At 73.0% G+C, this 11,129-nt stretch carries 11 protein-coding genes; 7 read left to right on the top strand and 4 right to left on the bottom strand.

Translation table 11 applies throughout. The features are described from left to right. The 4 genes from grpE to ACWEVO_RS17205 form a co-directional block, all read left to right on the top strand. Nucleotides 1–625 (top strand): nucleotide exchange factor GrpE (gene grpE / locus ACWEVO_RS17220; RefSeq protein ID WP_452308520.1); only part of this gene is annotated, 625 nt, incomplete at its 5' end. Between the two features lie 79 nt (nucleotides 626–704). Then, entirely contained in the window at nucleotides 705–1,892 is a 1,188-nt protein-coding gene (gene dnaJ, locus ACWEVO_RS17215; protein WP_452308519.1) for a molecular chaperone DnaJ, read from the top strand. A gap of 31 nt (nucleotides 1,893–1,923) precedes the next feature. Then, a complete protein-coding gene (locus ACWEVO_RS17210; RefSeq protein ID WP_452308518.1) occupies nucleotides 1,924–2,364 on the top strand; it encodes a heat shock protein transcriptional repressor HspR in 441 nt (146 codons plus the stop codon). A 192-nt stretch (nucleotides 2,365–2,556) separates the two neighbouring features. Further along, entirely contained in the window at nucleotides 2,557–2,763 is a 207-nt protein-coding gene (locus ACWEVO_RS17205; RefSeq protein ID WP_452308517.1) for a hypothetical protein, read from the top strand. 249 nt (nucleotides 2,764–3,012) lie between these two features. Here ACWEVO_RS17205 and ACWEVO_RS17200 read toward each other — a convergent pair whose 3' ends face one another. From ACWEVO_RS17200 to ACWEVO_RS17190, 3 genes are all read right to left on the bottom strand, one after another. Next, entirely contained in the window at nucleotides 3,013–3,441 is a 429-nt protein-coding gene (locus ACWEVO_RS17200) for a hypothetical protein (RefSeq protein ID WP_452308516.1), read from the bottom strand. A 172-nt stretch (nucleotides 3,442–3,613) separates the two neighbouring features. Next, the gene (locus tag ACWEVO_RS17195) at nucleotides 3,614–4,822 is read right to left on the bottom strand and encodes a cation:proton antiporter (protein WP_452308515.1); all 1,209 of its coding nucleotides are present in this window, start codon (nucleotides 4,820–4,822) and stop codon (nucleotides 3,614–3,616) included. Nucleotides 4,823–4,829: 7 nt separating this feature from the next. Then, entirely contained in the window at nucleotides 4,830–5,330 is a 501-nt protein-coding gene (locus tag ACWEVO_RS17190) for a cation:proton antiporter regulatory subunit (RefSeq protein ID WP_452308514.1), read from the bottom strand. A 31-nt stretch (nucleotides 5,331–5,361) separates the two neighbouring features. Here ACWEVO_RS17190 and ACWEVO_RS17185 point away from each other — a divergent pair, with 31 nt between their 5' ends. Then, the gene (locus ACWEVO_RS17185) at nucleotides 5,362–6,468 is read left to right on the top strand and encodes a hypothetical protein (RefSeq protein WP_452308513.1); all 1,107 of its coding nucleotides are present in this window, start codon (nucleotides 5,362–5,364) and stop codon (nucleotides 6,466–6,468) included. A 47-nt stretch (nucleotides 6,469–6,515) separates the two neighbouring features. Here the strand turns inward: ACWEVO_RS17185 and ACWEVO_RS17180 are convergent, their stop codons facing one another. Beyond that, nucleotides 6,516–7,652 carry an epoxide hydrolase family protein gene (locus tag ACWEVO_RS17180; RefSeq protein WP_452308512.1) on the bottom strand — a complete coding sequence of 379 codons (1,137 nt, stop codon included), beginning with the start codon at nucleotides 7,650–7,652 and terminating at the stop codon, nucleotides 6,516–6,518. A gap of 82 nt (nucleotides 7,653–7,734) precedes the next feature. On the opposite strand from ACWEVO_RS17180, the gene ACWEVO_RS17175 reads away from it, so the two are divergent. Together ACWEVO_RS17175 and clpB are read left to right on the top strand one after the other, a co-directional pair. Continuing rightward, complete coding sequence (locus ACWEVO_RS17175) at nucleotides 7,735–8,376, top strand: TetR/AcrR family transcriptional regulator (RefSeq protein WP_452308511.1); 642 nt, start codon at nucleotides 7,735–7,737, stop codon at nucleotides 8,374–8,376. Between the two features lie 85 nt (nucleotides 8,377–8,461). After that, nucleotides 8,462–11,053: an ATP-dependent chaperone ClpB gene (gene clpB, locus ACWEVO_RS17170; RefSeq protein ID WP_452308510.1), complete on the top strand. Its 2,592-nt coding sequence runs from the start codon at nucleotides 8,462–8,464 to the stop codon at nucleotides 11,051–11,053. Nucleotides 11,054–11,129 lie beyond the last annotated feature (76 nt).

Raw genomic sequence — 11,129 nt, 5'->3', positions numbered from 1 at the left:
GCGGCGGGCGCCCCCCCCCCCCGCGCCCCCCCCCCCCGCGGCCGATGCCCCGGCCGAGGGGCTGGTCGAGGAGGTCGAGGTCGTCGTCGACGAGATCGAGGTCGAGGCCGAGGACCGGGTCTCCGGCCCGCCGGTGGTCGACGCGCCCGCCGAGCCGAGCGAGGAGGCCGCCCCGGCGGCCGAGTCGGCCGGACCGGAGCTGAACGTGCTCCGGGCCGAGTTGGACGAGCGGACCCGGGACCTCCAGCGGGTGTCGGCGGAGTACGCCAACTACCGCAAGCGGGTCGACCGGGACCGCAGCCTGGTCCAGGAGCAGGCGACCGGCACGGTGCTGACCGCGCTGCTGCCGATCCTGGACGACCTGGACCGGGCCCGCGAGCACGGCGACCTGGTGGGACCGTTCGGCTCGGTGGCCGAGCAGCTCACCGCCGCGCTGGGCAAGTTCGGCCTGACTCCGTTCGGCGAGCAGGGCGACCCGTTCGACCCGACCCGGCACGAGGCGGTGGCCCACCAGACCTCCGCCGACGTGACCGAACCGACCTGCGTGCAGGTCATGCGCCGGGGTTACCAGCTCGGCGAACGGCTGCTGCGGCCCGCCCTGGTCGCGGTCGCCGACCCGGAGTAGTGCCGACCCGTGACGTCCCGCCCGCCCCCACCGGGCGGGCGGGACGACCGGGATTCGTCCCGTGGAAGGGGGTGGACCGGTGAGTTCCAAGGACTGGATCGAGAAGGACTACTACGCCGTGCTGGGCGTGGAGAAGTCCGCCTCCTCGGACGAGATCAAGAAGTCGTACCGGAAGCTGGCCCGGGAGTCGCACCCGGATCACAACCCCGGTGACCCCAAGGCCGAGGAGCGGTTCAAGGCCGTCTCCGAGGCGTACGCCGTGCTCGGCGACGAGAAGAAGCGCCGCGAGTACGACGAGATGCGGTCGCTCTTCGGCTCCGGCGCGTTCCGCCGCAACGCCCGTGGCGGTGGCCAGCCGGGCGGCATGCCGTTCGACGTCTCCGACCTGTTCGGCGGGGCGGCCGGCGGCGAGGCCCGGTTCGGCGGCGCCGGCGGTGGCTTGGGCGACCTGTTCAGCTCGCTCTTCACCGGCGGCGGCGCCGGTGGCCCGACCCGCGCCCGGGGTCCGGCGAAGGGCCGGGACGTCGAGGCCGAGGTGGCGCTGGACTTCGAGGACGCCGTACGCGGGGTGACCCTCCCGCTGACGCTGCGCGCCCCCGGGGTCTGCGACACCTGCCACGGCAACGGGGCCAAGCCCGGCACCTCGCCGGTGGCCTGCCCGGTCTGCCACGGCGCCGGGGTGACCACCCGCAACCAGGGATCCTTCAGCTTCTCCGAGCCGTGCCGCAACTGCCAGGGCGTCGGCACGATCGTCGAGGAGAAGTGCCCCGAGTGCCACGGCACCGGCGGGGTGACCAAGACCCGGACGCTCAACGTCCGCTTCCCCGCCGGGGTGGCCGACGGCCAGCGCATCCGGCTGGCCGGCCGGGGCGAACCGGGCGAGCGGGGCGGCCCGGCGGGTGACCTGTTCGTCCACGTGAAGGTCCGGCCGGACGAGCTGTTCGGGCGCACCGGGGACGACCTGACCCTGACCGTGCCGATCACGTACGCGGAGGCGGTGCTCGGCACCGACCTGCGGGTGCCGACCCTGGACGGCACGGTGACCCTGCGCGTGCCGCCGGGTACCCCGAGCGGTCGGGTCCTGCGGGCCCGGGGCAAGGGCGTCGTACGCAAGGACGGGCGGGCCGGCGACCTGCTGGTCACCCTCGACGTGGTGGTGCCGGCGAAGGTGTCGGACGAGGCGCGGGCGGCGCTCGAGGCGTTCGCGGAGCAGACGCCGCCGGCCGCGCGGGAACATCTCGACGCGCGGGTACGTCGATTCAGTTGACCCCGGCGGAAGGCAGCGGAGGTGAGCGGGGATGTCGGAGGAGTTCGTCGGCTCGGGTGACCCTGCCTACGAGGCCAAGGTACTGATGATCTCGGTCGCGGCGCGGATGGCGGGCATGCACCCGCAGACCCTGCGCCAGTACGACCGGCTGGGCCTGGTGCAGGCGGGCCGGGCGGCCGGCGGTGGCCGCCGGTACAGCGTCCGGGACGTGGTGCTGCTCCGCGAGGTGCAGCGACTCAGCCAGGACGACGGCATCAACCTGGCCGGGGTCAAGCGGATCATCGGGCTGGAACGGCTGCTGGAGGAGGCCCAGCAGCGGGTGGCGCGGCTGGAGGCGGAGCTGGACGCCGCGTACCGCCGGATCGCCGAGCTGGAGTCGCTGGGCGGCTTCTCGCGCGGCGACCTCGTACCCACCAACCGCACCTCGACCGCGCTGGTCGTGTGGCGGCCCCGCCGCACTCCCGGCCGCTGACCCCGGGCGCTCGCCCCAGCTCGAAATCTTGGACAGTTGCCGCTCGTCGTGAGCGGCAACTGTCCAAGATTCATTTTGGGGACCGGACGACGGGCGGTTCGGGGAAAGTGCCGGTGGGGGCGGGCGGGGCCGGTTAGTCTCTGAATCAGGGCCAACCAGCTCAATCCGGACGCCGAACTGGCAGGGGGAGCCATGGCGGAATCGGCCAAGAAGGTGGGGCAACAGGCGGAGGACCGGCTGGAGAAGGTGGCCGAGAACGTCCGCGAGCGATTCGACCGGATCACCAAAGGTGGCTTCACCGACAAGATCAGGGACGGGCGCTTCCTCGATCAGGTGGACCACGGCATCGACCGGGCCAGAGCCGACGAGCGGCGCAAGAAGCAGGGCGGATCGACCTGACGATCCGTCGACGTGCGGGCCGGGACCCACGGGGGGTCCCGGCCCGTTCGCCGTGCTGGGCGTGCCGGGACGCGGCGATGCCGCGCGGGGGACCAGGGCGGGACACCACAGATCCCACAACGAAGCCGGCGGGCGGGTCGCGGACCCTGCGGTGTGGCCCCGCCGTGACCGGCGGAGGGATCAAGCCTGACCGCCCGGAGCCGGGCACGGCGGGGCCACATCCCCAACGAAAACAGGTAGGACGAGCGACTAGAGCCGGCGGTTCTCCCGCACCAGGCCGCCCTCGCACCAGTCGCGGTAGACGAAGAGGTCCGGCCGGGCCAGCAGCACCCGACTGTTGTGCGCCCAGTTGCGCATCAGCTCGTCGCCGGCCCGTTCGGCCTGCTCGACCAGCTTGCGGAAGCGGCGCTTGGGGTGGGCCCGGAAGTTCGTCCGGATCCCGTCGGCGGCGTAGATGTAGAGGCAGTGCAGGGCGAACCGGCGGGCCGGGCAGGCCGTGTCCATGGCCAGTTCGAAGAGCGTCTGCACCAGGTGGTCACCGGCGACGAGCAGGTCCCAGTCCGGCGGCATCGAGGTCAGCGGCACCGAGTCCGGCTGGTACGCCCACGCCCGTAGCTCCGCCGGCGACGGGTCGACGGGGTTGGCGAAGCCGCGGAACGTCTCTCCTTGCACGCTCACCGGCCAACCTTCCGCTCCCGCTGGCGGGGGCACCGGCCACCCGCGGACACCCTGGCTGCTGGGGCGACACGGTAACGCGGTGGCGCAGGTCAGCGGTAGACCCTCCAGGAATCAATTCGGCCACCGTTCGCCGGGCCGGGCCAACCGTACGGTCGACCCGGCCCGGAACCGGTCAGTCGCCCACCTGCACCGGCACCCGCTGCCGGGCGGCGCCGCGCTGGCGCAACCAGCGCTTAAACCAGGGCATGTCGGGCAGTCGGGCCAGCATCGGCCCGGTCACCACGGTGATCAGCACGTACGCCGTGGCGAGCGCGGCCAGCCTCGGTTCGACCGGGTACGCGGCGGCGACCGCGAGCCCGGCGATGACGATGGAGAACTCGCCGCGCGGGGTGAGCGCGAAGCCGGCCCGCCAGCGGCCCGGTTCGGCGATCCCGGCCCGGCGGGCGGCCAGCCAGCCGGTGAGCAGCTTCGTCCCCATGGTGACCACGGCCAGCACCAGCGCCGGCAGCAGCACCGGCGGCATGTCGAGCGGGTCGGTGACCAGCCCGAAGAAGACGAAGAACACCGCGGCGAAGAGGTCCCGCAGGGGTGAGAGCAGTTCGGTCGCGTGGTGCGCCACCGGCCCGGAGAGGGCGATGCCGACCAGGAACGCGCCGACCGCGGCGGAGACCTGGAGCTTGGCCGCGACACCGGCGACCAGCAGGGTCAGGCCGAGCACCCCGAGCAGCAGCGCCTCCGGGTCCTTCGCCGACAGCGCCGCGGAGATCCACTTTCCGTACCGGATGGCGACGGCCAGCACCGCGACCACGGTGAGGACCGCGACGGCGAGCGCGATGCCGCCCTTCATCAGGCCGACCCCGGCGAGCAGCGCGGTGACCAGCGGCAGGTAGAGGGCCATCGCAAGGTCCTCGATGACCAGCACCGAGAGGATCACCGGGGTCTCCCGGTTACCGACCCGGCCGAGGTCGCCGAGCACCTTGGCGATCACCCCGGACGAGGAGACCCAGGTGACCCCGGCGAGCACCACGGCGGCCACCCAGCCCCAGCCGAGCAGCAGGGCGAAGGCGAAGCCGGGCAGCGCGTTGAGGACCGCGTCGATCAGGCCGGCCGGGGCCGCCGACCGGAGGTTGCCGACCAGCTCGTTGGCGCTGTACTCCAGGCCGAGCATGACCAGCAGCAGGATGACGCCGATCTCCGCGCCGACGGCGAAGAACTCCTCGCTGGCGTTCAGCGGCAGCAGACCGCCGTGGCCGAAGGCGAGTCCGGCGAGCAGATAGAGGGGGATGGGCGAGACGCCGACGCGACGGCTGAGCCGGCCGAGCAGGCCGAGCAGGAGCAGCAGCGCGCCGACCTCGACGAGCAGAGTCGTGGTTTCGTGCATCCGCGCCTCAGCCGTCCGGGTCGGTCTCGGCGAGGATCGCCGTCACCCCGTCGAGGCCCTGCCGGGTGCCGACCACGACCAGCACGTCACCCGCGGCGAAGCGGAACGTGGGGTCGGGGGAGACGATCACCTCGCCGTGGCGCAGCACGGCGACGATGGAGGCACTGGTGCGGGTGCGCGCCTTGGTGTCGCCCAGCCGCTTGTTGACGTACCTGCTCCCGGCCGGGATCGCGATCTGCTCGGTGAGCAGCCCGGCAGCCTGTTCCCGCAGCCCGGAGAGCTGACTGAGCATCAGCGACGCGCCGAGGATGTCGGCCAGCGCCTCCGCCTCGTCGTCGGTCAGCGGTATGTCGTGCTGGCAGGAATCGGGATCGTCCGGGTCGTAGAGGACCAGGTCTCGGCGGCCATTGCGGTGGGAGACCACGCCGAGCCGGCGGCCGGATTCCGTCATCAGATCGTGACGTACGCCGATCCCGGGTAGGGCAGTCTGTTCGACACGTACTCGCACCCGGGTGAGGCTACCCTGCGCTGGAGGCGTGATGGACCGCCGAATCGGTCACAAGGTGATCATGCTGCTGCTCCTTCCTGCCCTGGCCAGCTGTTCGATCGGGGACGTCCGCCGGCCGCTGCCGGACCGGGCGTCCGCGTCGCCCCGGCCGGTCGCCAGCACGCCGGCGCGGCCGCCGGTCGCCGACGTCGACGGGGTACGCCACATCACGGTCGCCGTCGCCGACCGGTACGACCCGCCGTACGTCGAGTTCGTCGACGCCGATCACGCGTACGCCCTCTTCGCGACCTGCGACGGCCGGCCGCCCGGCCGGGACTGCCCGGCACTGCTCTTCGCGTCCCGGGACGGTGGCCGGTCCTGGCGGGCGCTGCCCCATCCCCGGCCGGTCGCGGAGAACCAGCAGCTCTACGCCCCGAACGGCCTCCTGGTGCTCGGCGCCGAGCCGTTCGGCTGGTACGCCTCGACCGACGGCGGCGCCACCTTCACCCACCATCCCGGGGTCGCGCCGCCGCCCGGGCTGACCGGGCCGGCCGGCCGGTTCCAGGTGACCGACGAGGGCGGCGGTCGGGTGGCCCGGTGGGACGGCCGGCAGCTGCGCCCGCTGCCCGCCCAGCCCGGCCTGCCCCGGGTGCAGGACGTGGCCGAGGCCGGTGACCTCCTGGTGGCGGCCGGTGCGGACGACGCCGGTCGCCCGTACGCGGCGGTCTCGGCCGACCAGGGCCGGCGCTGGGAGCGGACGGCGGTGCCGGCACCGGACGGCGCGGTGGGGGTCCTCCGTCCGGTGCGGGCACCCGACAGTGAGCCGTGGCTGGTCGGGGAGCGGCCGGACCGGACGGGCTTCCCGGCGTTCTGGCGCTGGCAGGGCGAATGGGTGCCGGTCCGGGCCGACGGCCACCCGGAGCGGGTGCGCTCGGCGGTGCCGGTGGGCAACGGCCGGGTGGCGGTGACCGGCCCGGACGGGTTGGGCATCGTGGTCGACGGCCGGTACGAGCCGGTGTCCTGGCCGGTCGGACCGGAGCACCACCTGAGCCTGCTGGGGGACGGGACGCTGCTGGCCCGCGGGCCGGACGAGATCGTGCTGGCCGTCGGCCCGGTCGGGCAGCGCCGCTGGGTCAGGCTGGTGCTGGCCGGGGCCTGACGGCTCGTCGCCGGGCTGCGTCGGCCCGGCGACGAACCCGTCGACGCTCAGCGGAGCCCGGCGAAGAACTGCCGGATGTCGCCGACCAGCACCTCGGTCGCCTCGTGCGCGGCGTAGTGGCCGGCGACGTCACCGCGCGGCTCCGGCCCGGCGTCGAAGGTGTGCCAGCTGACGATGTTGGCGTGGTCCCGGTCGGCGAACCGACGGATCGACTGGAAGTCGCCGGGGAACATCGCCACCGCGGTCGGCACCGTGGTCGGCCCGGCCGGCTGCTCGGTGGCGTGCGTGTCCTCCCAGTAGAACCGCATCGCCGAGGCGGCCGTGCCGGTGAACCAGTAGATCGCGACGTTGGCCAGGACGAAGTCCGGGTCGAGGCTCTCGTCGAGGAGTTGCGCGTTCCAGGCGAGCAGGCCGACCGGCGAGTCGGCCAGCGCGAACGCGAGGGTCTGCGGCTGCTGGCTCTGCACCTGGTTGAAGGAGAACTTGTTCTCCATGAACCACTGGAGGTGCTGCAACGCGGCCTGGTCGGCGGCGGAGAGCCCCTGGAACTCGGCCGGATCGCCGGACGGGAACGAGAAGAGCTGGGTGACGTGCACGCCGAGCACGTGGTCCGCGTCGAGGCGGCCCAGTTCGGGCGAGACCATCGAACCGGCGTCGTTGCCGACCGCGCCGTACCGCTCGTATCCGAGGCGGGCCATCAGCGTGGCCCAGGCCCGGGCGGTGCGGTAGCGGTTCCAGCCGGCGCTGTGGGTCGGACCGGAGAAGCCGAAGCCGGGCAGCGACGGGATCACCAGGTGGAACGCCGGCGCGTCCGGGTCGGCCGGCTCGGTGAGCGGGGCGATCACGTCGAGGTACTCGACCACCGAGCCGGGCCAGCCGTGGGTGAGCACCAGCGGCGTGGCGTCCGCCCGGGACGACCGGACGTGCAGGAAGTGGATCTCCTCGCCGTCGATCTCGGTGACGAACTGCGGGTGGGCGTTCAGCCGTGCCTCGACCGCCCGCCAGTCGAACTTCTCCAACCAGTATGTCGCCAGCTCGCGGACCCGATCGGTGGGCATGCCGTAGGCAGCACCGACGCCGGGCAACTCGCCGGGCCAGTTGGTCCGGCGCAGCCGGTCGGCGAGGTCGTCCAGAGCGGCCTGCGGGATCTCGACGCGGTACGGGCGGATGGCGATGTCCGTCATGACTGCTCCTTCAGAACGGAATGTTTCGTTCCGCTTCAGAGTAGCAGAGCGGAACGATCCGTTCCAGTGTTAGTCTCGGTGCATGTCGAACCCGACCGACGCTCCGCCGCTCGCCGGCCGGCGTGCCCAGGCGGCCCGTAACGACGCGGTGATCCTGGCGGCCGCCCGCGCCGTCTTCCTCGACGACCCGAAGGCGCCCATCGCCGCCGTCGCCGAGCGGGCCGGCGTCGGCATCAGCGCCCTCTACCGGCGGTACGCCAGCAAGGAGGACCTGCTGCGCAAGCTCTGCGACGACGGGCTGCGCCGGTTCATCGCGGCGGCGGAGGAGGCCGCCGCCGAGCCGGACGACTGGGCCGCGTTCGCCGGTTTCCTGGGGCGCGTCGTCGACGCCGACGTGCACTCCCTCACGGTGCACCTCGCCGGCACCTTCGCCCCGACCGAGGAGATGGGACGGGCCGCGGTACGCGCCAACGAGCTGGTCGACGAGCTGGTCGAGCGGGCGCGGAAGGCCGGGCGGCTCCGACCGGACGTGGTCGCGCAGGACGTCGGGCTGCTGCTGGAAGGGTGTGCCGCGATCCGCGTACCCGATCCGGAGCGGACCCGGGAGTTGCGCCGCCGCCACCTGGCGCTGCTGCTGGCCGGTCTCGTGCAGACCGAGCCGCCGCTGCCCGGGCCGCCACCGGCCGCCGGTGAGTTCGCCTGGCGCTGGAAACGCTCGGAGTGAGCCGGGTCACAGCCGTGGAGTTGAGCGGAATAGACTCAACTCTGGTTGTGTCTCTCTCAGTGGACACGCCGATCCGGGGGAGCCCATGAACACGGAACGCCTCACCACCAAGAGCCGCGAGACCATCACCGGTGCCGTCGCGCTGGCGAACCAGCGCGGCCACGCCACCGTGGAGCCCTGGCACCTGCTGCTGTCGCTGCTGGACACCGAGGGCTCGACCGCCGCCGGCCTGCTGCGCGCCGCCGGGGCCGACCCCGCCGAGCTGCGCCGGGTCGCCCAGCGCTCGGTCGACGCCCTGCCCGCGGCGCACGGCTCCAGCATCGCCGAGCCGACGCTGGCCCGGGAGTTCGTCAACGCCATCGGCGCCGCCGAGCAGATCGCCCGGCCGCTCGGCGACGAGTACACCTCCACCGAGCACCTGCTCGCCGGCCTGGCCCGGGTTGGTGGCGCCGTCTCCGTGGCGCTGAAGAACGCCGGTGCGACCGAGGAGAATCTGGTCGCCGCCTTCCCGACCGTGCGGGGCGGGGACCGGCGGGTCACCAGCGCCGACCCGGAGGAGAGCTACCAGGCCCTGTCCAAGTACGGCGTGGACCTGACCGCCAGCGCCCGCGAGGGGAAGATCGACCCGGTGATCGGCCGGGACTCGGAGATCCGTCGGGTGATCCAGGTGCTGTCCCGGCGTACCAAGAACAACCCGGTGCTGATCGGTGAGCCCGGCGTCGGCAAGACCGCCATCGTCGAGGGCCTGGCCCAGCGGATCGTCGCCGGTGACGTGCCCGAGTCGCTGCGCGACAAGAAGCTGGTCTCGCTCGACCTCGGCGCGATGGTGGCCGGCGCGCAGTACCGCGGCCAGTTCGAGGAGCGACTGAAGTCGGTGCTGGAGGAGATCAAGAACTCCAACGGCCAGGTCATCACCTTCCTCGACGAGCTGCACACCGTCGTCGGTGCCGGCAAGGGCGAGGGCTCGATGGACGCCGGCAACATGCTGAAGCCGATGCTGGCCCGCGGCGAGCTGCGGATGGTCGGCGCGACCACCCTGGACGAATACCGCGAGCACATCGAGAAGGACCCGGCGCTGGAGCGCCGCTTCCAGCCGGTGCTGGTCGGCGAGCCGACCATCGAGGACACCATCGGCATCCTGCGCGGCCTCAAGGAGCGCTACGAGGTGCACCACGGCGTCCGGATCACCGACGCCGCGCTGGTCGCCGCCGCCGCCCTCTCCGACCGGTACATCACCGACCGGTTCCTGCCGGACAAGGCGATCGACCTGGTCGACGAGTCCGCGTCCCGGCTCCGGATGGAGATCGACTCCCGCCCGGTCGAGGTGGACGAGATCGAGCGGGCGGTGCGCCGGCTGGAGATCGAGGAGATGGCGCTGGCCAAGGAGCCGGACCCCGCCTCCGCCGAGCGGCTCGAGCGGCTGCGCAAGGAGCTGGCCGACAAGCGGGAGCAGCTCACCGCGCTCTCCGAGCGCTGGCAGCTGGAGAAGAGCCACATCACCAAGCTCTCCACCGCCAAGGAGGAGCTGGAGCGGCTGGGCGGCGAGGCCGAGCGGGCCGAGCGCGACGGCGAGCTGGAACGCGCCGCCGAGCTGCGGTACGGCCGGATCCCGGCGCTCAAGGCCGAGCTGAAGCAGGCCGAGGAGGAGCTGGCCCGGCTGCAGGCCGACGGCGCGATGCTCAAGGAGGAGGTCGGCGCCGACGACATCGCCGCCGTGGTCGCCTCCTGGACCGGCATCCCGGCCGGCCGGCTGCTGGAGGGCGAGACCGCCAAGCTGCTCCGGATGGAGGAGTCGCTGCGGGCCCGGGTGGTCGGCCAGTCCGAGGCGGTCGCCGCGGTCTCCGACGCGGTCCGCCGCGCCCGGGCCGGCGTCGCCGACCCGGACCGCCCGACCGGTAGCTTCCTCTTCCTCGGCCCGACCGGTGTCGGCAAGACCGAGCTGGCCAAGGCGCTCGCCGAGTTCCTCTTCGACGACGAGCGGGCCATGGTCCGCATCGACATGAGCGAGTACGGCGAGAAGCACTCGGTGGCCCGCCTGGTCGGTGCCCCGCCCGGCTACGTCGGCTACGAGGAGGGCGGCCAGCTCACCGAGGCGGTGCGCCGCCGGCCGTACTCGGTGATCCTGCTGGACGAGGTGGAGAAGGCCCACCCGGACGTCTTCGACGTGCTGCTCCAGGTGCTCGACGACGGCCGGCTCACCGACGGGCAGGGCCGCACCGTGGACTTCCGCAACGCGATCCTGATCCTCACCTCCAACCTCGGGTCGTCCGTGATCAGCGACCTGACGCTGGCCGAGGAGCAGCGCCGGGAGGGCGTGCTCGCGGTGGTCCGGTCGCACTTCAAGCCGGAGTTCCTCAACCGCCTCGACGACATCGTGGTGTTCGCCGCCCTTCAGGGCGAGGACCTGCGGGCCATCGTGGACATCCAGCTCGACCGGATGCGCCGCCGGCTGGCCGATCGCCGGCTCGGGCTGGAGATCACCGACGCCGCCCGGGTGTGGCTCGCCGAGCACGGGTACGACCCGATCTACGGTGCCCGCCCGCTGCGTCGCCTGGTCCAGTCGGCCATCGGTGACCAGCTCGCCAAGGCGCTGCTGGCCGGCCAGATCCGCGACGGCGACACGGTCCGGGTCGAGCTCTCCGACACCAAGGACTCCCTCACCGTCACCGCCGCCTGACACCCCGGCCCGGGGCCCGCGCCACGCGGACCCTGGGCCGGCCGGCTTCGGTGATCAAGGAGTTTGCGCCACGGGA

This window comes from Micromonospora sp. NPDC003776, assembly GCF_053605645.1.
Note: the sequence above shows the minus strand (reverse complement) of the source record. Positions and strands in the feature narration are given on the sequence as shown.

Coding starts and splice junctions, on each gene's coding strand:
- ACWEVO_RS17185 (WP_452308513.1), top strand. CDS start 5,362: ATGGACCGCCGAATCGGTCACAAGGTGATCATGCTGCTGCTCCTTCCT.
- ACWEVO_RS17205 (WP_452308517.1), top strand. CDS start 2,557: ATGGCGGAATCGGCCAAGAAGGTGGGGCAACAGGCGGAGGACCGGCTG.
- ACWEVO_RS17175 (WP_452308511.1), top strand. CDS start 7,735: ATGTCGAACCCGACCGACGCTCCGCCGCTCGCCGGCCGGCGTGCCCAG.
- ACWEVO_RS17210 (WP_452308518.1), top strand. CDS start 1,924: ATGTCGGAGGAGTTCGTCGGCTCGGGTGACCCTGCCTACGAGGCCAAG.
- ACWEVO_RS17195 (WP_452308515.1), bottom strand. CDS start 4,822: ATGCACGAAACCACGACTCTGCTCGTCGAGGTCGGCGCGCTGCTGCTC.
- ACWEVO_RS17180 (WP_452308512.1), bottom strand. CDS start 7,652: ATGACGGACATCGCCATCCGCCCGTACCGCGTCGAGATCCCGCAGGCC.
- clpB (WP_452308510.1), top strand. CDS start 8,462: ATGAACACGGAACGCCTCACCACCAAGAGCCGCGAGACCATCACCGGT.